The 23,259-nt window shown below is 65.6% G+C and carries 14 protein-coding genes; 6 read left to right on the top strand and 8 right to left on the bottom strand.

Annotation, left to right across the window (positions count from 1 at the left end):
- The first annotated feature begins 4 nt into the window (after positions 1-4).
- From RFM52_RS15665 to RFM52_RS15650, 4 genes are all read left to right on the top strand, one after another.
- On the top strand, positions 5-592 hold the full coding sequence (locus RFM52_RS15665) for a HutD/Ves family protein (RefSeq protein ID WP_320297358.1): 588 nt from the start codon (positions 5-7) through the stop codon (positions 590-592).
- Between the two features lie 270 nt (positions 593-862).
- Positions 863-9,442, top strand: a complete 8,580-nt coding sequence (locus RFM52_RS15660; RefSeq protein ID WP_320297357.1) for a glycoside hydrolase family 94 protein — start codon at positions 863-865, stop codon at positions 9,440-9,442.
- 375 nt (positions 9,443-9,817) lie between these two features.
- Positions 9,818-11,587: a glucan ABC transporter ATP-binding protein/ permease gene (locus RFM52_RS15655; protein WP_320297356.1), complete on the top strand. Its 1,770-nt coding sequence runs from the start codon at positions 9,818-9,820 to the stop codon at positions 11,585-11,587.
- A gap of 69 nt (positions 11,588-11,656) precedes the next feature.
- Positions 11,657-12,409, top strand: coding sequence for a heme ABC transporter permease (locus RFM52_RS15650; RefSeq protein WP_320297355.1), 753 nt, complete (start codon positions 11,657-11,659; stop codon positions 12,407-12,409).
- A 157-nt stretch (positions 12,410-12,566) separates the two neighbouring features.
- Here the strand turns inward: RFM52_RS15650 and RFM52_RS15645 are convergent, their stop codons facing one another.
- On the bottom strand, positions 12,567-13,625 hold the full coding sequence (locus RFM52_RS15645; RefSeq protein WP_320297354.1) for a D-TA family PLP-dependent enzyme: 1,059 nt from the start codon (positions 13,623-13,625) through the stop codon (positions 12,567-12,569).
- A gap of 190 nt (positions 13,626-13,815) precedes the next feature.
- Here RFM52_RS15645 and RFM52_RS15640 point away from each other — a divergent pair, with 190 nt between their 5' ends.
- Positions 13,816-14,502: a D-lyxose/D-mannose family sugar isomerase gene (locus tag RFM52_RS15640; protein WP_320297353.1), complete on the top strand. Its 687-nt coding sequence runs from the start codon at positions 13,816-13,818 to the stop codon at positions 14,500-14,502.
- 15 nt (positions 14,503-14,517) lie between these two features.
- Here the strand turns inward: RFM52_RS15640 and RFM52_RS15635 are convergent, their stop codons facing one another.
- Genes RFM52_RS15635 through RFM52_RS15610 form a run of 6 tightly spaced genes read right to left on the bottom strand, consistent with a single transcriptional unit; the run spans position 14,518 to position 20,471 of the window.
- Entirely contained in the window at positions 14,518-15,396 is an 879-nt protein-coding gene (locus tag RFM52_RS15635; RefSeq protein ID WP_320297352.1) for an RDD family protein, read from the bottom strand.
- The gene (locus tag RFM52_RS15630; RefSeq protein ID WP_320327857.1) at positions 15,383-16,399 is read right to left on the bottom strand and encodes a stage II sporulation protein M; all 1,017 of its coding nucleotides are present in this window, start codon (positions 16,397-16,399) and stop codon (positions 15,383-15,385) included. The genes RFM52_RS15635 and RFM52_RS15630 overlap by 14 nt, the downstream gene beginning before the upstream one ends.
- Entirely contained in the window at positions 16,396-17,700 is a 1,305-nt protein-coding gene (locus tag RFM52_RS15625) for a DUF58 domain-containing protein (RefSeq protein ID WP_320297350.1), read from the bottom strand. The genes RFM52_RS15630 and RFM52_RS15625 overlap by 4 nt, the downstream gene beginning before the upstream one ends.
- On the bottom strand, positions 17,697-18,653 hold the full coding sequence (locus tag RFM52_RS15620) for an AAA family ATPase (protein ID WP_320297349.1): 957 nt from the start codon (positions 18,651-18,653) through the stop codon (positions 17,697-17,699). Before RFM52_RS15620 ends, RFM52_RS15625 begins: the two co-directional genes overlap by 4 nt.
- Entirely contained in the window at positions 18,640-19,854 is a 1,215-nt protein-coding gene (locus RFM52_RS15615; protein ID WP_320297348.1) for a DUF4350 domain-containing protein, read from the bottom strand. Before RFM52_RS15615 ends, RFM52_RS15620 begins: the two co-directional genes overlap by 14 nt.
- Positions 19,851-20,471 (bottom strand): hypothetical protein, encoded by a 621-nt coding sequence (locus RFM52_RS15610; RefSeq protein ID WP_320297347.1) that lies wholly within the window; start codon positions 20,469-20,471, stop codon positions 19,851-19,853. Before RFM52_RS15610 ends, RFM52_RS15615 begins: the two co-directional genes overlap by 4 nt.
- Positions 20,472-20,620: 149 nt before the next feature.
- On the opposite strand from RFM52_RS15610, the gene RFM52_RS15605 reads away from it, so the two are divergent.
- Positions 20,621-21,403 (top strand): YciC family protein, encoded by a 783-nt coding sequence (locus RFM52_RS15605; protein ID WP_320297346.1) that lies wholly within the window; start codon positions 20,621-20,623, stop codon positions 21,401-21,403.
- Between the two features lie 135 nt (positions 21,404-21,538).
- On the opposite strand, the gene RFM52_RS15600 is transcribed toward RFM52_RS15605, so the two are convergent.
- On the bottom strand, positions 21,539-23,224 hold the full coding sequence (locus tag RFM52_RS15600; RefSeq protein ID WP_320297460.1) for a tetratricopeptide repeat protein: 1,686 nt from the start codon (positions 23,222-23,224) through the stop codon (positions 21,539-21,541).
- Positions 23,225-23,259 lie beyond the last annotated feature (35 nt).

The raw sequence follows: 23,259 nt of genomic DNA, 5'->3' as shown, positions 1-23,259 counted from the left end.
AGCGATGCGCATCCTTCGTGCCGCCGACTACAAAGTCATGCCGTGGAAGAATGGCGGCGGCACGACGACCGAGATCGCCGTCTCGCCTGATGGCGCCGGGCTCGACGATTTCGACTGGCGCATCTCGATGGCTAAAGTCGAAACCAGCGGGCCGTTCTCGAGTTTCGCCGGCATCGACCGCACGCTGTCGGTGCTGGAAGGCGAGGGGATCGTCCTCGACATCGCCGGCCAGCCGCCGGCGCCGCTGACCACGGCCTCGCCGCCGCTCGCGTTTCCAGGCGACGTGCCGACCGGGGCGGCGCTGATCGGCGGCCCCATCACTGATCTCAACGTCATGACCCGCCGTGGCCGCGTGGCCCATAAGGTCGAGCGCCGGGCGCTCTCCGGTGAGATTCGCATTGTGCCGCGCGCCGACACGACGCTGATCCTGGCCGTCGATGCAGGCTTCACGCTCATCACGGACGATGCGCCGGACCTCGCCCCTCTCGACACGCTGATCCTCGACCGTGACAGCCCGGAATTGCGGCTTCAGCCCAAGGGGCAGGGCCTGTTATTCGTGATCGAGCTCCACCGCCTCGCCGCCAACCATTAACGGCTGTTGCCAAACATGATCGCGGCTCGGGCGAATTATCGCCCGGCCCCTTGCATGTATCACGAAAAAGCCCGAATCCTTGCCCTGATCCAACCGGGGGCGAAGAGCGAGGGGCGTTCGCCCACGAGCTGTCGAAAGGGCACGCCCCTGTTGTGGTGCGCAAAACAAACTTTCGGCCGATCAGTCATGCAACCAATTGCAATTGAACCGGTTTTAGGGCCATTGCCGTGGCGGTGACGCCGCATTGCGCCCCCGCTTACGGAATTTTCAATGAACATTCAGACGAATCCGAACAAGATCGAACAGACAAGCGCCGGCTTCCCGACGGTGACGGAAGCGCCGATACGCTCGAATTTCCTGCCCGAGGACCGGCTGCGCGCCTTGGGCGTCGCGCTCGCCAAGGGCGAGGTCAAGGAACTGTTCGGCCTCGCCCCGTTCGAGTTCCAGGCCCGCATCCGCGACAGCGCCAAGAAGATCCTCGAAGTCTACCGCTCGACCAATGCCGCCCAGGCCAAGGGCGAGACCATAACGCCGGCCGCGCAATGGCTGCTCGACAACAACTACCTGGTCGAGGAGACCATCTTCCAGGTCAAGCGCGACCTGCCGCGCCGCTTCTATCGCCAGCTGCCGACGCTCACGCTCGGCGACGGCACCGTGCTGCCGCGCGCCTTCGTCGTCGCCTGGAGCTATGTCGAGCACTCCGACAGCTCCGTCTCGGCCAGCATGTTCAAGGCGATCGTCGAGGGCTTCCAGTCGGTCGAGCCGATGAAGATCGGCGAGCTCTGGGCGCTGCCGTCGCTGCTGCGCTTCGTGCTGATCGAGAACCTGCGCCGCATCGCGGTGCGCGTCGATCGCACCAGGCAGATGCGCCACATCGCCAACGAGGTCGCCGACCGCGTGCTGGCGACCGACGACAATGCCGACCGCACCAGGATCCTGTCCAACTACAGTGCGCATGCGCAGGACACCACCTTCGCCACCCAGCTGCTCTACCGCCTGCGCGACGGCTCGCAGAACGCCGGCCGCGCGCTGGAATGGCTGGAAGGCGAGCTCGAAAAGACCGGATCGGATGCCGAGGAGATCATCATCTCCGAGCATCAGACGCTGTCGAGCGGCAACGTCACCACCGGCAACATCATCCGCGGCCTGCGCCTCATCAACGACGTCGACTGGACGGTCTGGTTCGAAGGCGTCAGCCGCATCGACACGCTGCTGCGCGAGAAGACCGATTTCGCCGACCTCGATTTCTTCTCGCGTGACCAGTACCGCACCGCGATCGAGCAGCTGGCGCGGCGCTCGGAGCTGTCCGAATACCGGGTGGCCGAAAAGGCGATCGAGCTTGCCGGCCACACGCCCGGCGTCACCGATGCGTCCGGCGTGCCCGAAACCGCCGATCCCGACGTGCACACCGATGTAGGCTTCTTCCTGGTCGGCCCGCGCCGGCAGGAACTGGAAAAGGCGATCGGCTACCGGCCGCCTTTCTATGTGACCTTCAAGCGCGGCTTTGCCAGCGCCGGCTGGATGGGCATCGTCGGGCCGGTCTTCCTGCTGACGGCGCTGCTGCTCGTGCTGTCGGGCAGGGCGCTCGCCAATCTCGGCCTGTCGGTGGAATCGATCACGCTGATGCTGGCGCTGTTCGCGGTGCCGGCCAGCGAAGGCGCGCTGGCCTTCTTCAACACCGTGGTGGCGCTGTTCCTGAAACCGACCAGGCTTGTCGGCTACGACTACAACAAGCACGGCATCCCAGCCGCGTCGCGCACGTTGGTCGTGGTGCCCTCGCTGATCGGCTCGCGCGACGACGTCGAGGAAAACATCCGCAACATCGAGGTGCATCACCTCGCCAACACGGCGGAAGAAATCCATTTCGCTCTATTGTCCGACTGGCCGGATTCCAAGACTGAGATCGACGCCGCCGATATCGAGATCCTGCAATATGCCCGCGACGAGATCGCCAGGCTCAACGCCCGTTATCCGTCGGAAGGCTCGCCGCGCTTCTACCTCCTGCATCGCCGCCGGCTCTACAACCAGGCGCAGGGCTGCTGGATGGGCTGGGAGCGCAAGCGCGGCAAGCTGCATGAGCTGAACCTTCTGCTGCGTGGCGACAGCGACACCACCTTCCTGCCGCTCGACGTGCCGCTGCCGGAAAAGGTCGTCTATGTGATGACCCTCGACGCCGACACGCGCACCACGCGCGATGCGGTTTCGAGCCTGGTCGGCAAGCTCGCCCATCCGCTGAACCGCCCGCATTTCGATCCGGTCAAGCGCGTCGTCAGCGCCGGCTACACCATCCTGCAGCCGCGCATCACCGCTTCGCTGACCAGCGGCGACGACGCCTCCTTCTTCCAGCGCGTCTTTTCGGCCAATCGCGGCCTCGACCCTTATGTCTTCGCCGTCTCCGACATCTACCAGGACGTCTTCGGCGACGGTTCTTTCACCGGCAAGGGCCTCTACCATGTCGACGCCTTCGAGGCGGCGCTGAAGGACCGCATCGACGAGAACACCATTCTCAGCCACGATCTGCTCGAAGGCGCCCTGTCGCGCGCGGCGCTGGTCACCGACGTCGAGCTGGTCGAGGATTATCCGACCCGCTACTCGGTCGACGCCTCGCGCCACCATCGCTGGGCGCGCGGCGACTGGCAGCTGCTCGGCTACATCTTCGATCCGCGCTCCGGCGTGCCGGCGCTGTCGCGTTGGAAGATGGTCGACAATCTGCGCCGCTCGGTCACTCCGATCTTCTGGGTCATGGCCTGCGTCGCCGGCTGGACGCTGCTGCCCTTCACCCAGGCCGCGCAGTGGCAGGCCCTGATGATCCTCAGCCTGTTCATGGCGCCGACCTTCGACATCGTGAACGGCATCCTGCCCAAGAGCGGCGACCAGACGCCGCGCGGCCATTTCTCTGCTTTGGCGCGCGACACGGTGTTTGGCACGGCGCTTGTGGCGCTCAAAGTGCTGTTGATGGCGCATCTCGCCTGGATGATGGGAGATGCCATCGTCCGCACCATCTACCGGCTCTTCGTCAGCCGGCAGAACCTGCTCGAATGGCGCACCGCCTCGCAGGCAGCCAAGGGCGGCAACGATCTCGGCGCCTATTACGGCATGATGTATGGCGCGGTCATCATCGGCGTCGTCGGCCTGGCGATTCCGGTGCTCGCCGATTCCACCGGCGCCTTCGTCGCCTTCTTCTTCGCCATTTTCTGGATCGCGTCGCCCGCCGTCGCCTGCTGGATCAGCCGTTCGGCCGAGACCGAGGACAGGTTGCGCATCTCGGCCGCCGACATTCACGCGCTGCGCACCTTCGCGCGCCGCACCTGGCATTATTTCGAGACCTTCGTGACCGCCGAGCAGCATCACCTGCCGCCGGACAACTTCCAGGAAAGCCCGGCGCCGGTGGTGGCGCCGCGCACCTCGCCGACCAATATCGGCGTCTATCTGCTTTCGGTGGTGTCGGCGCGCGACTTCGGCTGGATCAGCCTGTCGGACGCCATCACCCGCATCGACGCCACGATGACGACCATCGAGAACATGCCGCGCGATCGCGGCCATCTCTACAACTGGTACGACACGACGACGCTGAAGCCGCTTTATCCGCTCTACATCTCGGCGGTCGACAGCGGCAATCTCGCCGGCCACCTTGTCGCCGTGGCGGCCTCCTGCGCCGAATGGGCCGAAGCGCCGTCCGTGCATCTGCAGGGCGATTTCGAAGGCATCATCGACACCGTCACCATTCTCGACGAAAGCCTGGACGAATTGCCGGACGACCGCCGGCAGTTGCGACCGCTGCGCCAGCGCCTGGCCGACCGTCTCGACGGCATGCGTCGCGCCGTCGCGACCATCAAGGCGCAGCCTGAGATGGCGTCGATCCGCACCATCAACCTTGCCGTGCTGGCCGGCGAGATCCGCAAGCTCGCCACCGCCATCCACACCGAGGCGGCTTCGCCGAAGAGCGATGTCATTGCCGACTGGGCGGAGCGGCTGGAAGCGACCTGCGAAGCCCATGTGCATGACTCGCACAATGACGAGAGCGCGGTTTCGGCGCTGCGTGCCAAGCTGCTTGCGCTGCGCGAGCGCTGCCGTCGCTACGCCTTCGAGATGGATTTCTCCTTCCTGATGCGGCAGGAGCGCAAGCTTCTGTCGATCGGTTACCGCGTCGAGGACCGCCAGCTCGACGAGAGCTGCTACGACCTGCTCGCCTCCGAAGCCCGTCTCACCAGCCTGTTCGCCATCGCCAAGGGCGACCTGCCGACCGAGCATTGGTTCCGTCTCGGACGGCCGATCGTCGAGATCGGCTTCCAGGGCGCGCTGATGTCCTGGTCGGGCTCGATGTTCGAGTACCTGATGCCGCCGCTGGTGATGAAGGAGCCGCAGGGCTCGATCCTCAACCAGACCAGCAAGCTGATCATCAAGCGCCAGATCCAGTATGCGCGCTCCAAGAACGTGCCCTGGGGCATTTCGGAAGCGGCCTACAACGCCCGCGACCGTGAGCTGACCTACCAGTACACCAATTTCGGCGTGCCTGGCCTCGGCCTGAAGCGCGGCCTTGGCCAGAACACCGTGATCGCGCCCTACGCGACGATCCTGGCGGCTCAGTTCAGCCCGCGCGAAGCGGTGCAGAACCTGCAGCGGCTGCGCTCTATCGGCGCGCTCGGCCGTCACGGCTTCTACGACGCGGTCGATTTCACGCCGCAGCGCGTGCCCGAGGGCACCGACCACGCCGTGGTGCAGAACTACATGGCGCACCATTCCGGCATGTCGATCGCGGCGGTAGCCGACGCCATTTTCGAGGGCCGGCTGCGCGAGCGCTTCCACAGCGACCCGGTGATCGAATCGGCCGAACTCCTGTTGCAGGAGAAGGCGCCCCGCGACATTCCGACCGCGACCGTCCGGACGGAGGCCGACGAGCGCTCCAAGGACGAGACCGAGGCCGAGAGCCCCGACAGCCGCGTCGTCCTCGACCCGATCAAGGCGCTGCGCGCGACCAACGTCATGTCCAACGGCCGCTATTCGGTCATGGTCACCGCGACAGGCTCCGGCTACAGCCGCTTCGGCGAGCTTGCCGTCACCCGCTGGCAGCCGGACCCGAGCGAGGATCGCCTCGGCTCCTACATCTTCCTGCGCGACACCGCGACGGGCGACTGGTGGTCGGCCACGGCGGAACCGAAGCGCGCCGAAGGCGAGCGCGTCCAGACGCTGTTCGGCGACGACAAGGCGAGCTTCACCAAGACGGTGGGCTCGCTGCGTTCCGAAGTCGAGTGCATCGTCATTTCCGAAGGCAACGGCGAGGGCCGCCGCATCACGCTCTACAATGACGGCGCCACCGACCGGTATATCGAGGTGACTTCCTTCGCCGAGCTGGTGCTCGGCAACGAAGCCTCGGACAACGCGCATCCGGCGTTCTCCAAGATGTTCGTCGAGACCGAGATCGCGCCGAACAACGGCGCCATCTTCGCCACGCGGCGCAAGCGCGACAAGAACGATCCCGACCTCACCATGGTGCATTTCGTCACCGACCCGTCGGGTCCGTCGCGCGACGCCGAGGCCGAGACCGACCGGCGCGCCTTCATCGGCCGTGGCCGCACCATCGCCGATGCCGTCGCGTTCGACCCCGGCGTCAGGCTTTCCGGCAGCCAGGGCTTCACGCTCGACCCGGTGGCGGCGTTGCGCCGTCAGGTGCGCGTGCCGGCCAACAAGAAGGTATCGCTGACCTTCTGGACGGCCGTCGGCGTCAATCGCGACGAGCTCGACGAGGCGATCGCCCGGCTCGACCACCAGGAGAGTTTTGCCCGCCAGGCCATGCTTGCCTGGACGCGCAGCCAGGTGCAGACGCGCCATCTCGGCCTCAGCCTCACCGACGCCGCCAATGTGCAGAAGCTGGCGCGCTATTTGATCTATCCCGATCCGTTCCTGCGCCTGCCGGCGGAATCCATCGCGTCCGGCCTCGGCCGCCAGTCGAGCCTGTGGCCGACCAGCATCTCCGGCGATTTCCCGATCTTCCTCGTGCGCATCGGCGACGTCGCCGATCTCGAGATCGTCGCCCAGGCGCTCCGCTTCCAGGAGTATATGCGGGCCCGTGGCATGATGATCGACTTCGTCGTCGTCAACGAGCAGGCCTCGTCCTATGTGCAGGACCTGCAGCGCGCGGTGGAGACGCTGTGCGAGAACAGTCGCCTGCGCGGCCGCGAGCTCGGGCCACGCCAGCACATCTTCGCGGTACGCCGCGACCTGATGGACGAGCCGACCTACAAGACCTTGCTGTCGGTGGCGCGCGTCGTGCTGCATACCCGCAACGGCACGATCTTCGACCAGCTCGAACGCGCCGAGACAGCGGCGCTCCAGGCCCGCGATGCCTTGCTGCAGGCCGAGGGCGGCTCGCCGCGCGAGCCCGTTCCGCCGCTGCCCTTGCCGGTCCCGGCAAGCCGGGGCGGGGCCGACATCGCCGCCGACGGCGGTGGTCTCAGACTTTGGAACGGCTTCGGCGGCTTTGACGGCGACGGCCGCCACTATGTCACGCGGCTGACCGGGCGGCGCTCGACACCGCAGCCCTGGATCAACGTGATCTCCAACGCTTCCTTCGGCTTCCACGTCTCGGCGGAAGGCGCCGGTTTCACCTGGAGCCGCAACAGCCGCGACTATCAGCTGACGCCATGGTCGAACGACCCGGTGTCGAACCGGCCGGGCGAGGGCTTCTATGTCTTCGACCACGCCAGCGGCAAGGCGTTCTCGCCGATGGCAGCGACGGTTCGCGATCCGTCGATGACCTATGAGACCTGGCACGGCCAGGGCTTCTCGACGTTCCGCTCGAAGCGCGGGCCGCTGTCGATGGATTTGACGCAGGTCGTCGATCCTGTCGATCCGGTGAAGATCAGCCGGTTGCGCATCCAGAATTCGGGTTCCGTGCCGGCGCGCCTGCGCGTCTATGCCTACGCCGAATGGGTGCTGGGCGGTCATCGCTCGCGCACCGCGGCGACCATCGTGCCTTCCCGGGACGCGGTGACCGGCGCCATGCTGGCGCAGAACCCCTATGGGCTCGATTTCGGCGAGCGCGTCGCCTTCCTGGCGGCAAGCCATCCCGTCCATTCGGTGACCGCGGACCGTTCCGAGTTCGTCGGCAGGCACGGTACGACCGAATATCCGCAGGCCGTGCTTGGCGGGCTTGCGCTCTCCGGCCGCATCGAGGCGGGCGACGATCCCTGCGCGGTTCTCGCCAGCGACATCGACATCCCTGCCGGCGGCGACGTCACGCTGGTCTGGCTGCTTGGCGACGCGGCAACGCCCGCCGAGGCGAGCGCGCTGGCGCAGACCCATCGCGGCAAGGATTTCGACCAGCGCCTGGCCGACAACGAAAAGGCCTGGCGCGGCTTCCTCGACACCATCCAGGTCGAGACGCCGGACGAGGCGATGAACGCCATGGTCAACCACTGGCTGCCTTACCAGAGCCTGGCCTGCCGCATCCGCGCGCGCTCGGCCTTCTACCAGGCGAGCGGCGCTTTCGGCTTCCGCGACCAGTTGCAGGACACGCTTGCCCTTCTGGCGCACGACCCGAAGCTGGCGCGCGACCAGATCCTCAATGCCGCGCGCCGGCAGTTCCCCGAAGGCGACGTGCAGCACTGGTGGCTGCCGCGTACCGACGCCGGGGTGCGCACCATGATCTCGGACGACGTCGTCTGGCTGGCGCATGCGACGGCCCGCTACGTCGAGGTGACGGGCGACGCTGGGATACTCAAGGAGCAGTTGCCCTTCGTCGACGGGCAGCAGCTCGGCGAGGGCGAGCATGACGCCTTCTTCACGCCGGAGATCACCAAGACCACCGCGCCGCTCTATGACCATTGCGCGCGGGCGCTCGATCTCGCGATCAAGCGCAGCAGCCCTGCCGGCCTGCCGCTCATCCTCGGCGGCGACTGGAACGACGGCATGAACCGTGTCGGCGAGGGTGGCAAGGGCGAGAGCGTGTGGCTGGGCTGGTTCCTGTTGAAGACGCTCACCGACTTTGCCCCTGTCGCCAAGGGGCAGGGCGACGCCAAACGGGCGCAGGCCTGGGTCAAGCACGCTGACGTGCTCAAGCGTGCCCTGGAAAGCACCGCCTGGGACGGCCAGTGGTACCGGCGCGGCAGCTTCGACGACGGCACGCCGCTCGGCTCGCACAATTCGGACGAGTGCAAGATCGACTCCATCGCCCAGTCCTGGAGCGTGCTGTCGGGCGAGGGCGATCCCGCGCGCTCGACGACGGCCATGGAGCAGGCGACCGAGATGTTGGTCGACGACGAGCTCAAGATCGTCAAGCTGTTCACGCCGCCCTTCTCCAAGAGCCAGAAGGACCCCGGCTACATCAAGAGCTATCCGCCGGGCGTGCGCGAGAATGGCGGGCAGTACACCCATGCCGCCACCTGGTTCGTCATCGCGCTGGCGGAAATGGGCCGCACCGACGAGGCCTATCGCTGCTTCTCGATGCTGAACCCGGTCAATCACGCTTCGGACGAAGCGGCGGCCGAGCATTATCGCGTCGAGCCTTATGTCGTGGCCGCCGACATCTATTCCGGCGAAGGCAAGGGCGGCCGTGGCGGCTGGACCTGGTACACGGGCTCGGCCGGCTGGCTTTACCGCGCCGCCGTGGAAGGCATTCTCGGCATAGAACGGCGCGGCAAGGAGATCACGTTTAGGCCGAAGCTGCCCGGGCACTGGGACGGCTACGCCGCGACGCTCAAGATGTTCGACGGCGAAATCAAGCTTCGTGTCATCCGCGACAAAAAGACCAAGTCGATCTCGCTAGAAGTCGACGGCTCGAAGAAAAAAGCGACGTCTTTTGAGCCGAAGGCCGGCGGCAAGACCGAGGTCGTCGTCAGGATACCTGCGTAAAATCAAAGGCTTGGCTTGTCGGCCGCGCGTCCCCCGGGATGCGCGGCTGACCGCCGTTTTTTACTTGGCGAGGCTCCCGCGCCCGGTCACATGCCTTCCTTTAGGGCAGGGTAAGCAAGCAGCATGTGATTAAAAATGTGGCAGTGCGGGGTAAGTGCCATTATTTTGCCGCAAGGCTGACATTTCACCTTTTATCTCAAACCGTTAGGTGATCACGTCAGATTTCGTACCGTCGTCATCTTTTGTTCGCTAAATGGGAACGGAAGGGATAGACGACGCATTGTTTCGCGACACATTAACCGATACGTGTCAGAAAATGGTGCGGTGCACAAAACCGGCATTGAGCACTTACAAGAGTTTGGCGGAGTAGCTGAAGTGTCACTTCTGCAGATCTACTTAAGAGCGCTGGGTTATCTGGCGGCCGACAAGAAGCGCGTCGCGCTGATTTGCGGAGCCAACGTGGCGCTCGCGGCAATCGCAATCCTCGAGCCGATCCTGCTCGGCCGGGTGATCGGCGCCATCTCGGAAAAAGGCCCGGTGTTCTCGACGCTCGCCGTCTGGGCCGCTCTCGGCATCTTCAACGTCGTCGCCTTCGTGCTGGTGGCGCGCGGCGCCGATCGCTTCGCCCATGCCCGCCGTTCCGAAGTGCTGTGCCAGTCCTTCGAACGCGTGATCACCATGCCGCTCGCCTGGCATCACCAGCGCGGCACGTCCAATTCGCTGCATACGCTGCTGCGCGCCGTCGAGACCCTGTTCAGCCTGTGGCTCGAATTCATGCGCGTGCATCTGTCGACGGCAATCGCGCTGGTGCTGCTGGTGCCGACCGCGCTTGCCATGGATATCCGCATGTCCGTTGTGCTGCTCGGCCTCGGCGTGCTTTACGTCGGCATCGGCCGTATCGTCATGCGCCACACCAAGTCGGGGCAGACAGCAGTCGAGCGCCACTACCACACCGTCTTTGCCCATGTCTCCGATAGCGTCAGCAATGTCGCCGTGCTGCAGAGCTACAACCGCATCGGCCATGAGACCGCGACGTTGAAGCGTTACGTCAAGGACCTGCTCGACGCCCAGAACCCGGTGCTCGACTGGTGGGCGATCGCCAATGCACTGAACCGCCTGTCGTCGACCATCTCGATGATGATCGTGCTGTCGATCGGCGCCTATCTCGTCACCCGTGGCCAGCTCCGCGTCGGCGATGTCGTCGCGTTCACCGGCTTTGCTGGAATGCTGATCGCCCGTCTCGACCAGATGTCGGCCTTCACCACCCAGATTTCCGAGGCGCGCGCCAAGCTCGAGGACTTCTACCGTCTCGAGGACTCCGCCGCCGAGACCATCGAGCCCGATGGCCTGCGCGAGCTCACCAACGTCACCGGCCATGTGCGCTTCGAGGACGTCAGCTTCGAGTTCGCCAATTCCGGCCACGGCATCGAGGACGTCTCCTTCGAGGTCCAGGCTGGCCAGACCGTTGCGATCGTCGGCCCGACCGGCGCCGGCAAGACGACGCTCATCAATCTCTTGCAGCGCGTCTTCACGCCATCCAGCGGCCGTATCCTGATCGACGGCATCGACACCCGCACGGTGACCCGCAAGTCGCTGCGCCATTCGATCGCCACCGTCTTCCAGGACGCCGGCCTGCTCAACCGCTCGATCGAGGACAACATCCGCGTCGGCCGCGCCGATGCGAGCAATGACGAGGTGCACGCTGCTGCCAATGCCGCCGCCGCACAGGACTTCATCCTGTCCAAGAGCTGCGGCTACGACACCGTCGTCGGCGAGCGTGGCGGCCAGCTCTCGGGCGGCGAACGCCAGCGTATCGCCATTGCCCGCGCCGTGCTGAAGGACGCCCCGATCCTGGTGCTCGACGAGGCGACCAGCGCGCTCGACGTCGAGACCGAGGACCGCGTCAAGGAAGCGATCGACGAGCTGCGCCGCAACCGCACGACCTTCATCATCGCCCACCGTCTGACCACGGTCCGCGACGCCGACCTCGTCGTCTTCATGGACAAGGGCAAGGTGGTCGAGTTCGGCGGCTTCACCGAGCTATCGCTGCGCAACGGCCGCTTCGCCAGCCTGCTGCGCGCCGGCGGCCTGCTCAACGACGAAGAGGTCCGCCGCCTCAGCCGTGCGGTCAACGAAGCGGCGTAAGTTCTTCCCTTCTCCCACAAGGGAGAAGGGGAATTGCCCCCGACACACTGCCGGTCTATTTAGATCGGCATGAGCGATACCACCTCACGGCTTGCCGCCTGGACCGATCTCGCCAACCCGACGCGCTTCGTCGGGCTGGCGGACAAGGTCATTCCGTGGCTGGCGGCGGTCGCGGCGATTCTGCTCGCCGTTGGCCTCTATATGAGCTTCACCGCGCCGGAGGATTTCCAGCAAGGCATCACGGTGCGCATCATGTATATCCACGTGCCTTTCGCCTGGCTCGCCATGATGTGCTACACGATCATGGCGCTCTCGGCGCTTGGCACGCTGGTCTGGCGTCATCCGCTGGCCGATGTCGCGCTGAAATCTGCGGCCCCGATCGGCGCCACCTTCACAGCGCTGGCGTTGATCACCGGCTCCATTTGGGGCAAGCCGATGTGGGGCACCTGGTGGGTGTGGGACGCCCGGCTGACCTCGGTGTTTGTGCTCTTCCTGATGTATCTCGGCATCATTGCGCTGACGCGCGCGCTGGACGATGCCGGCCGCGCCGCCTGGGCCGCCGCCATCATCACGCTGGTCGGCTTCATCAACATCCCGATCATCAAATTCTCGGTCGACTGGTGGAATACGCTGCACCAGCCGGCTTCCGTTTTCCGCCTCGGCGGCCCGACCATCGATCCCTCGATGCTGTGGCCGCTCGCCGTGATGGCGCTCGGCTTCACGGTGCTGTTCTTCGCGCTGCATCTGATGGCGATACGCACGGAGATTTTCCGGCGCCGCGTCACCGCGATGCGCAGGGTTGCGGCAAGGCAGGCCGCTTAACCTTCTCCCCTTGTGGGAGAAGGTGGATCGGCGCGTCAGCGTCGAGACGGATGAGGGGTGTTCCAGCGGAGTGAGGCGCTGGTTTTCCCTGGAGCACCCCTCATCCGTCGCCTTCGGCGACACCTTCTCCCACAAGGGGAGAAGGGAAGGGCGCTCCTCACCCCATCCGCCCCCTTGCCGCAACCGGCAGCGTTTCCAGCACCTTGTCGCCGTCGATCAGATGCACCTGGTCGAACAAATTCGTCACCACGCAGCAATGGTCGGGAACGACGCGCACGCGCTCGCCGATGTGCAATGCGGCGCCGTCCGATAGCGTGACGGTGCCGTGCTCTTCGCTCAAGCCAGTGACGCGGGCGCCGGGCACGCCCAGCAACTCGCCGAACTCCGGCAGCCCCAGCGTATCGGAGGACAGTGCCTTGCTCCCGCTGTCCAGGATGGCTCGGGTCGGGGTCGGATGGCTGACCACCGTGGCGAGTACCGTCAGCGCGCAATCGTTCAGCGTGCCGACGCCTTTGGCGACCTGGTAGCGATCGAGATAGATGTAGGTGCCGGGCCGATATTCGGTGACGACGCTGTCCTCGCCGGAACGCCACATGTCCGGCGTGCCGCCGCTGGAGATGCGCTCGCATGCGAGGCCGGCCGCCGCAAGCGCGTCGCGCGCGGCCTTCAGCCACGCTTCCGCCTCGGCGGCGCGGCCCGCGGCCGGATAGGTCATCAGCCCGCCGAAGGCGAGCCCCTTGGCCTTGTCGATCACTTTCGCCAGCGCCAGTGCATCGTCGGCGCTCTGCACGCCGCAGCGGCCCATGCCGGTGTCGCACTCGACCAGAACCTGCAACGGATGGTCGGTATCCGTGAAGGTGGCGGCAAGGCCTTCCAGCGTCTCACGGCTGTCCGCCGTCACCGACAGCGTCACGCGCCCATGCAATGCCTTCAGCCGCTCCAGCTTGGCGCGGCCAAGGATGTTGTAGGGCAGAAAAATGTCGGTCAGCCCGGCATCGGCCATCACCTCGGCCTCGCCGATCTTCTGGCAGGTGATACCGACGGCGCCGGCCCCGACCTGCTTCTTCGCCCAATAAGGCAGCTTGTGCGTCTTGATATGCGGTCGCAGCTTCAACCCATGTGCGTCGGCATGCGCCTGCGCCTTTTTGATGTTGGCTTCGGCGCGTGCCGCATCGATAAGGATCGCCGGCGTGTCGAGGTCGTCTATGCTTGGCATGAGATCACCGTCCAAAGCATGCCTGCCGATTCCGGCACGAGGACATGCGCTTCAAAAACCGACTGGGTTATGGCCCCGATCCGGCCAGATGTCACGGTCCAGAACCGCCGGTTTGCGTCGACAGCGGATCGGCATTGGGTTATTCGGAAGGGCAGATTTCAGCAGGCAGCGGCCGGAAGGAAAAGAACCCATGAAGCGCTCAAAGATCAACGACATCATCCGCGAAGCCGACGCCTTCATCCGCTCCTTCGGCTACATCATGCCGCCCTTCGCCTATTGGTCGCCGGAAGAGATGAAGGCGCACAAGACCGACTCCTCGGCCATCTTCACCTCGCGCCTCGGCTGGGACATCACCGACTACGGCCAGGAGAAGTTCGACGAGCTCGGCCTGTTCCTGTTCACCGTGCGCAACGGCCGCTACGAAGACATGAAGCTCGGCATGGGCATGCTCTATGCCGAGAAGATCATGATTTCGCGCAAGGATCAGCTGTCGCCGATGCACCGCCACAACATCAAGGCCGAGGACATCATCAACCGCGGCGGCGGCAAGCTGGTGCTGGAACTGTTCATGCACGACCGCGACGGCGGCATCGACCCGAAGGCCGAAGTCTCGGTACCGGTCGACGGGACCATCACCAGATTGCCGGCCGGCGGCCTGCTGAAGCTCGATCCCGGCCAGAGCGTGACACTGCTGCCCGGCGTCTGGCACGCCTTCTGGGCCGAGGGCAAGGATGTGCTGATCGGCGAGGTTTCCACCGTCAATGACGACCTCACCGACAACGTCTTTCGCGAGCCGATCGGCCGCTTCTCCAACATCGACGAGGACGTCGCGCCGGTGCACCTCTTGGTGTCGGACTATGAGAAGTGGGTCGGGTAGGCGAGGGACGCTTCGCTACCGCGCATACTTGTCCGCCTTGCGGTTCCCAAGCAGCAGCTTGCGCTCCAGATGGGCGCGGAGCTCGCCGTAATAGGCGGTGAGAAAAGCTTTTGAATCGATCGGCTCGACCCTGGCGCCGATCTTGCGGGCGATGGTCTCCGCCACCGCCTTCAGCGCGGAATAGTCGTCGCGGCGCAGCACTTCCTCCAGCTTCTGCAGTTCGGCGATGCCATAGGCGTCGAGCTGCGCCGGACTGAATTGGAAGCGGGCCGCGACCGGATCCTTGCGCTGCGAAAGGTCTTCGAGCAGCGCCACTTTTGGCGCCTCGACCACCCAGGTGCCGGCGAGCAGGTCGCCGATTCTGAGCCGGTCGCGGTTGAACAGCGGGAACAGCGAGAACAGCAGCGCCCAGACCAGGCCGAAGATGGTGGTCAGCGTGTCGGCGACATCGGCGCTGGCGCGCGCGGCGAGGATCGACAGCGGCAGGAAAACTTCGATCTCGCGCATCAGGTTGCGCGCGATGACCTGGTCGAGCGTGAGGCCGGCGCCACTGCGCGACGCGACCCTCACGCCAACCATGCGCTTGCCCGGTGTGGCTGCCCGCCGGCCCGCTTCGAAGGCGATGAAATAGACGTTCCGCAGAAAGAAGATGAAGATGATCCAGACGATGAACAGCGGTTCGGCATCCTGCACGCCAAGCCCACCAAGGCCGAACAACGCGACGAGGCTCACCACGATCGCCGCCACGATGATGAGCACCACATCGAGCAGGAAGCCGGAGGCGCGGGTGCCGGCATCCGCCAGCTTCACCCTGAGGTCGACGCCCTCCGGCGTGACCAGCGGACGGATCAGCGCTGCCGGGTCCTTGACCTTCGCTGCCCTAGCGGTCGCCATGCCGCACCATCCGGAACAGGTAGAAATAACAGATCCAAAAGGCCAGCATGCCGCCGCCTATCGAATAGCGGGTGAGGTCGCTGGTGATCGTCTGCCGGCCGATGCCTTCCAACAGTCCGGCGAAAAGCAGCATCACCGTGACGCCGATCATGGCGGTCGCCGCCACGCGACCGGCCCGCGCTGCGGCCGCCATACGGGTCAGTTCGCCGGGAAAGGCGATGCTGGTGCCGATGCGCATGCCGGCAGCACCCGCGATGGCGATGGCGAACAGCTCCGTCGTGCCGTGGATCGAAAGCCAGCCGCCGAGCTCGAAGCCAAGGCCCTTGGCGGCATAGATATGGAAGATGGCGCCGAGCATGCAGCCATTCATCAGGATGATCAGCACGCTCGGCACGGCGAAGGCGAAGCCCAGCGCGAAGGCCAGGATCGAGACCTGCGTGTTGTGGGTGAAGAGATAGGCGGCAAAGCCCGACAGAAAATGGTCGCCGCCGCCGTAAAGCACGGCCCGCAGCGTCTCGGTCGACGAATCCGGGTTGCGCCCGCCCGCCAGGCTCGGCGCGATGATGGCGTCGTACCAGCGCTTGTCGGAGGCGACCAGCCAATAGCCGGCGATGGCGCCGATCACCGTCAACCCGACCGATGTCCACACCTCGCGCCAAAGGTCGCGGATCGCCGCCGGCCAATCATGCAGGAAAAAGTCGCCGATGCGTGTCCTCAACGATCGCCGCGCGCCGTAGAGATAGAAATAGCCGCGCAGGCACAGCGCCTCTAGATAGGCGATCAGCGCGCTGTCGAGCGAGGTCGCGCGCGCTACCGAAAGCGAGGACAGCGCCGAACGGTAGAGGAGCGGCAGCGACAGGAGTTCGTCTTCCGACAGCGCGCGCGGCGCACGCTTCTCGACGCGCGCCAGCAGCGCCTCGAAGGCTTTCCAGTCGGCTTCGCGCTCCTGGCGGAAGCTTGCCAGCGACTGGCGCACCGCATCGGTGCCGGCCGACAGCGTCATAGAAGGTTCTCCTCCTTGAGCTGGATATAGCGCTCGACCAGCGCCGGGCCGAGCCGCTGATGATCGGCCTCGATGACATGCGCGCCAAGCAGCCTGAGCCTGCCGATCACCACCTGCCGCTGCCGCAGGAGGTCGCCGGCGGTGACGGAGCGGGCGACATCCTCGGGCGCCGCTGGCGCCATGTCGGCCAACGTTTCGAGCTCCACATCCTTCATCAGCATGAAGAGCACCAGATGCCGTTCGGTCAGCCGGCCCACGGTGCGCAGCATCAGCTCGGCGCTGATCGGATCGACGAAATCGGTGAAGACGATGACCAGCGAGCGCCGGTCGAGCCTGGCCGAAAGCGTAGTGAGCGCCAGGGTGAAGTTGGTTTCCTCGGTCGAATAATCGATCTCGGTGGCGCGCTTCTGGATCATGGTGAAGCTCGGCGAGCCGCGCACCGCGCCGCTGGAGACGCGCGGCCTGGCGTCGAAGGAAAACAGGCTGACGAGATCGCCGCCCTTGAGCGCGATGAAGGCCGACAGAAGTGCTGCCGTCACCGCACGGTCGACTTTCGGCACGCCGTCGACGGGCTCGCACATCAGCCGGCCGCTATCGATGGCCAGGACGATGTTGTTGTTCTCCTCGATCCGGAATTCGCGCGCCAGAAGCTTGCCGTGGCGGGCGCTGCGCTTCCAGTCGATCATGCGCCGGCCCATGCCGGGCTGGTAGTCCTTCAGCGCCTCGAACTCGCGGCCCTGGCCGGCGCGCTTCTGTGCATGGCCGTCGGCAAGCGCGGAGCGCTGCAGAAGCGTGATCGCTTCGTCGCGCGCGCTGCTGACGTCGGGCAGCACCGCGACCTTGCGATCGACCCGCAGAACGACCTGGTTCCAGATCAGCCCGAACGGACCCTGCCAGCGCAGCCACAACCGGTCGAAACTGGGGATGCCGCGGCGGATGGCCTCGAATTCGAGGTCGAGCGTGCCGCCATTGGCCGGCAGCGCGCCGCCGGTGCCGGCGACCGGCTGGAGCCGCTGGTCATGCCCGACACGCGCCTGCAGGCGCCGCGGCTTGGCGCCGAAACCCGCCGCGATGTGCAGCGTGAAGCGCCCGCCGACGCCGACCTGCGGCGGCGCCGTCAGCGTGGCGTTGAGCGAGGCGCGGCCTCGCCCGGCGGCGGCGTCCACCGCCAGGAAGGCGAGCAGCAGGCAGATCCACAACAGGCCGAGATACCAGACATGCGGCAGAGCGAGCGCGATCAGGAAGGCGGGGATCGCCCCCGCCGCCGCTGCCCAGACCGCTCTGCCGCTCGGATAGATCAACGCGGCGCTTCCGTGTGGTCGACGAGGTCGGAGACGATCTGCTCGACCAGCCGTCCGTCGATCTGCGCTGCCGGCGAGAGAACGACGCGGTGGCGCAGCGCCGGCACGGCCAAAGCCTTGACGTCGTCCGGGATGACGTAGCTGCGACCGTCGAGCGCCGCCCTGGCGCGCGCGGCGCGCGCCAGCATGGCGCCCGCGCGCGGGCTGGCGCCGACCTCGAGGTCAGGACTTTCGCGCGTGCCGCGCACGAGTGCTGCGATATAGCCGACGATATCGTCGACCAGCGTGACCTCGCCGACCGTGGCAAGGGCGGCTTCCAGCGTCTTGCGGTCGGTCCGCGCCTTGATGCCGTATTGCTCGATATCGTGCGAGGCCGAGCCGCCGCCGTGATGGATGATGATGGCGCGCTCTTCCCGGAGGTCCGGATAGCTCACCCGATGCTTGAACAGGAAGCGGTCGAGCTGCGCTTCGGGCAGCGGATAGACGCCCTGATGCTCGATCGGGTTCTGCGTCGCCACCACCATGAAATTCCGGCCAAGCGAATGCGTGGTGCCGTCGAAGGTGACGGCATGCTCCTGCATGGCCTCGAGGAGTGCTGCCTGCGTCTTCGGCGGCGTGCGGTTGATTTCGTCGGCAAGCAGAAGGTCGCAGAAGATCGGGCCGCGCGTCAGCGTGAACTGCCCGCTCTGGAAATTGTAGATGTTGGCGCCGACGATATCGCCAGGCATCAGGTCGGGCGTGAACTGGATGCGGCCATAGGCGACGCCGAGCGCTTGCGCGAAGCAGCGCGCCGTCATCGTCTTGGCGGTGCCCGGCGGGCCTTCGAGCAGGATGTGCCCGCCAGCAAACAGCGCAGTCAGCATCAGGTCGACGGTATCGCGCTGCCCGGTAATCGCTTTCGCTACTTCTTCCCTGATCGCGTTCGCCAGGGCCTTCACTTCATCGACGTTCACCGAGCCTCCTTGCCGTCCAGTCATGCAGCTTTTCCGCTGCTTCATGCATTCCGGCCAAACTATTGGAATCATTCACTGCCTTGAACCGCGCGGTGAAGCCGTGCGCTTCATCCTTGTCGCGGGAGTCCAGCCAGCGGTCGAGCGCCTCGCCTTGCAGCCCGTGCGGCGCGCCAAGCAAGGCAGCGGCGCGTTGGCGCATCAGCGCCGCATAGCGGTCGCCAAGCTCTTGCAGCCGCCCGGCGCGCCTCAGCAGCATCGCCGTGGTGTCGACCAGCGCCCGCTTGCCGAAGGCGATGGCGCGGCCTTCCGCACGCGGCGGGCCGAAGCGGCCGAGCCCATGCAGGAAGGCGAGCCCGGCGGCCACCAGCACCGACAGCGTCAGCGCCAGGAAGGGCGGTTCGACCAACAGCTTGGCAAGATCGTATTTCTGGCCGATGCCGTGCAGCGTCAGGTCGAACATGACGGCGCCCTTGGCGGGCTCGATCATGGCGATCATGTCGAGCGCGGCGGCTGCCGTCTGTTCGTCCTTCAGCCCGGCATTGTTGATGAAATCGGGATCGGTGAGGATGTAGAAGGGCTCGTTGTCGAGTTCGGTCAGGATAGCCCTGCCGTCGCCGGCCGCGATCAGCGGATGGTCGTCCGCCACCCATTGCAGGTCCTCCGGCGCGGGCACCGTTCGGCCGGCGATATTGATCTGCGAGAGCGTGTTCTTCGCCTCGCCGAGCTTCGCCTTGGCGATGCGGCCGAGCCAGTCGTTGACGACCGTGTTGGGCAGCCGCTCGACCTTGGTCTCCCAGCCGTCATGGCTGAACAAGGGAAAGGTCTGCCATTTCGGCAGCACGAAGAGCGTGTCCTTGCCCGAGCGCAGCTTGATGATGTGGTCGAGCGCGGCCGGGTCGCTGCCCGGTGCGATGGTGACGACGAGCAGGAAAGTCGAGGCCAGCGGGGACGCCAGGTCCTTCTCGCCGCGTTCCATCGGCGGCGCTTGTCCGTTGGTCAGCTTCAGCCATTCGACAAGCCCGGCATAGCCGGTGCCGCCCTTCGAGAACGGCGTGCCGCCGCCTTCGGGTTCGCGGAAATCGGGGGCATAGGTGGACAAAAGGAAAAACCCGGCCGCCGCCAGCAGGCTGGCGAAAATGCCCCAGAACAGGGTTTTGCGGCTGAACGGTTCTTGCGCTGCCCCTGTCACCTGCGCGGTCATGCCCAGGCATCCGGAAAGGCGAAACGCTCATAGGCGCCGCGCGCCTGCCGCCAGCCCTCGACTCCGACGGGACGGCGGGCAAACAAGGCTGCCTCGACGATGCGGGCGATCTCGCTGAAGGCGGCGCGGGGCCGGGTGGGGATGGAGCCCGCGCCGGCGATATCGCGCGCGGTGAGCGACGGCCGCAGGAAATCGGGCAGCCGCGTGGCGATGTCGGCGACGCTGCGGCGAAGCAACAGATGCACCGCCTCGTCATATTCGCCGCGCGCTGCCAGCGCATCGGCCTCGGAGAGCAGGATCTGGGCGGCGCCCGCGTCAGGACGCCACTCTTCCTTCGCTTCGGTCTCTTCGCGTTTCCGCCGCCATGGCAGGCGCCAGGCAACGCCTTTGGCCTCGAGGAAAAGCAGGAAAGCAATGATCGCGACGCCGACAATCACCGCGCCCCAGAACAGGTAGATCATATACGGACCGAGCTTTGCCAGGCCGTCCAGAAACGGCTTCAGCCACGCCGGCGGCTCGGGCCGCACATAGGTCGGCAGCCCGAACTGGATCGAATCGTCGGCCAGCAGCTGCTTGTGCAACTGCGCCAGTCGTCCGGTCCCCTCCGTCGCTGTCACCCGCTCGTTCCCCCTGCAACCTGCGGTTCGGGGCCGACACTGGCAATACGCCATGACAATTGCAAGCGCACTGGACGTAGCCCTTTAATCTTGGCAAATTTACTTTGAAGTCACCGATTGGACACGGCGGTGACTCGGGGGAAATTATCATGACGACTGCGACATTGGGACAACCCGGCAGATTCGAGATCGGCAGGGTATTCAGCAACACCTTCGGCGTGATTGGCCGAAACATCGGACTTTGCGTGGGGTTGGCGGCTTTGTTTGCGGGTCTGCCGGCATTGCTCATCAGGCTGTGGACCCAGCCGCAGATCGACGCGATGATGCAGCGCGACCCCGCCGCCATGGCCGACCCAAGCGCCATGTTCCGCAATTCCTACATCACCATCTTCGCCGGGCTGATCTCGTTCATATGCGCGCTGCTGCTGCAATCGGCGCTGGTGCGGGCGACCATCGAGGACCTCAACGGCAAGCGGCCGTCCTTCGGCGACTGCATCCAGATTGCGATCCGCTTTCTGCTGCCGACGCTCGCGGTCGGCCTTCTCGTCGGTCTCGGCGCGGGTATCGGCCTGATGCTGTTGATCGCGCCGGGCATCATCCTGTGGCTCGGCTGGTCGATGTCGGTGCCGGTCCTGATCCAGGAGCGTCGGGGCGTGTTCGGCTCCATGTCGCGCAGCCGGGCTCTGACCAAGGGCAGCCGCTGGTCGCTTTTCGGCCTGTTCCTCATTCTCATCATCATCGCGATGATCATCCAGTGGGGGATACTGCTCATTCTCGTGCTGTTCGGCGGCATCATCGCCGAGATCGGAGCGGCGCTGGTACAGACCGTGGTGTCGATGGTGCTGTCGATCGCGACGGCGGTGAGCTACGTCGAACTGCGCCAGGCCAAGGAAGGTGCAAGCATCGACGAACTGGCGGAGATCTTCTCGTAGCGGCTGGCGCCGTCGTCGCGGAGCAACAGCACGCCTAGAGCAATTCCAGGAAAAGTGTGAGCGGTTTTCCGTCCGGAATTGCGTCAAAACAAGGAGATAGAGCGTTCCACCGTTTCCCTGAAACGGTGGAACGCCCTAGTGACAGCAGCAATGATCCGCTGGCACGCTCGTCCTGCAGAGGCAGGACGAGGTGATCGCCACATCCGCCTTGGCCAGCGCCGTGGCAAGCTTCGCCTGCAACCTGGGCAGTTCCTCTTTCTCGCCGCGCCGCTTCAGGCATTCGACCAAGCCGTGCAGCGCCCAGACATTGTCCGGATGCTGGGCGCAGCGTTGCACGGCGCCGCTCAGGCCCAGATCGTCGCGATAGACCTGCTCGGCCTCGGCCGCGTGGCCCTGGTCGAGCAGGAGTGCCGCCAGCGCATGGCGCGGCGGATGCATCCAGGCCCATGGCTCGGTGTAGGAGAGATTGTCGTCGATCTCGACTGCGCGGCGCAGATGCGAGTAGGCCTCGTCGTGACGGCCCTGGTGATAGGCGAGCTCGCCGTCGAGCAGCGCCGCGCCCACGGCGAGCGAGGCTTTCGTAGGGTTGCTTAAGAATCGGCGCTCGGGCGGAATACTCTCGATTTGCCGGCTAAACAACTCGCGTTCGCGCTCGGCGGAAGCGAAGTCGCGCAGCGTCGCATGCGCCACGCCCTTGGCGTAGTGCTGCAGCGCGGCGGTCACAACATAGAGGTCGGGCTCGCTATTCATCGGCTCGTCGATGATCTCGCGCCAGCGCCCGAAGCGCACCTGCACATGCGATTTCATCGCGTGATAGCCCTCGACCGTCTGCGTCAGCTTCGGCCGCTCGGGGATGCTGACGACGTCGCGCGTCACCAGGTTGCGCACCTTGTCGGCCGCCCACAGAGCAGGGCGGTACTGGCCAAGAAACATGCAGGTGAACATCATTAGATGCAGGTCGTGGCAGCATCCAAGCAGGTAATAGGTCGGCTCGCCGGCATAGGCGAGGTAGAGGTCGTTGGCGCGCGCCGCCTTCTCGCTGGCGATCTTCGCCTTCTCATACTCGCCGCAGAGCACGTAAATGTGCCCCGGCATATGGTTCATGTGACCGGCATCGGGGCACATCGTGACCAGCCGCTCCGCCGAGCGCATGCCGCGCTCCGGCTGCGTCGACATTTCGAGCAGGTGGATGTGGAGATGAAGCGCCGCCGGATGCGGCGCGGCGCCTGCCTCATCCGAGAGCCGGATCGAACGTTCGCAGATGTCCAACGCCTCCAGCACATCGGAATTCGGCGCCGGCGCGCCGGTCTTGAGGTTCCACAGGCGCCGCACCGTGCGCATCATCAGCGCCTCGACCGTCAGCGCCATCACGTCATGGTCGTCGGGAAACGCGCGAAAAACTTGCCGCATGGCGGCGGCATAGGCGTCGTCCCACTTTTCGAACTCCGCGGCGCTCACGCCGTGCGGCTGCTGGAAGCGGGCGGCCAGCGCATCGATCAGCCGCTGCTCGACAGGGCTGGCGCTCGCCGCATTGGCTTGCGCCAGCCGCACATGCTCGAAGCAGCGCCTGGCGACATGATCGGCCTCGGCCTTGCCATGTTCCTTCCAGGTGAGGTTATAGAAAGGCCCGGCGGCATAGGCGATGCCCCAATGCACGAAGGCGCAAGCTGGATCGGTCTCCAGCGCCTTCTCGAAGCACTTTATGCCTTCCTCGTGGTTGAAGCCGTAGCACCAGTTCAGCCCGATATCGAACCAGCGCTGCGTTTCGGGGGAGGACGTGGAGATGGGGCGGCGATAAGTGCCGAGGTCGAAATGATCCATGCCTTGCTGCTTCTCGCATTCCGTGCGGGCGGACC

The organism is Mesorhizobium humile, assembly GCF_033977215.1.
Classification (GTDB): Bacteria; Pseudomonadota; Alphaproteobacteria; order Rhizobiales; family Rhizobiaceae; genus Mesorhizobium; species Mesorhizobium humile.
The sequence above is the reverse complement of the archived record's forward strand: the minus strand, read 5'-3'. Positions and strand labels throughout refer to the sequence as shown.

Excerpts from the sequence above, each read along its gene's own strand:
- RFM52_RS15665 (WP_320297358.1), top strand. The coding sequence starts at position 5 with ATGCGCATCCTTCGTGCCGCCGACTACAAAGTCATGCCGTGGAAGAAT.
- RFM52_RS15660 (WP_320297357.1), top strand. The coding sequence starts at position 863 with ATGAACATTCAGACGAATCCGAACAAGATCGAACAGACAAGCGCCGGC.
- RFM52_RS15650 (WP_320297355.1), top strand. The coding sequence starts at position 11,657 with ATGAGCGATACCACCTCACGGCTTGCCGCCTGGACCGATCTCGCCAAC.
- RFM52_RS15645 (WP_320297354.1), bottom strand. The coding sequence starts at position 13,625 with ATGCCAAGCATAGACGACCTCGACACGCCGGCGATCCTTATCGATGCG.
- RFM52_RS15640 (WP_320297353.1), top strand. The coding sequence starts at position 13,816 with ATGAAGCGCTCAAAGATCAACGACATCATCCGCGAAGCCGACGCCTTC.
- RFM52_RS15635 (WP_320297352.1), bottom strand. The coding sequence starts at position 15,396 with ATGGCGACCGCTAGGGCAGCGAAGGTCAAGGACCCGGCAGCGCTGATC.
- RFM52_RS15630 (WP_320327857.1), bottom strand. The coding sequence starts at position 16,399 with ATGACGCTGTCGGCCGGCACCGATGCGGTGCGCCAGTCGCTGGCAAGC.
- RFM52_RS15615 (WP_320297348.1), bottom strand. The coding sequence starts at position 19,854 with ATGACCGCGCAGGTGACAGGGGCAGCGCAAGAACCGTTCAGCCGCAAA.
- RFM52_RS15605 (WP_320297346.1), top strand. The coding sequence starts at position 20,621 with ATGACGACTGCGACATTGGGACAACCCGGCAGATTCGAGATCGGCAGG.
- RFM52_RS15600 (WP_320297460.1), bottom strand. The coding sequence starts at position 23,224 with ATGGATCATTTCGACCTCGGCACTTATCGCCGCCCCATCTCCACGTCC.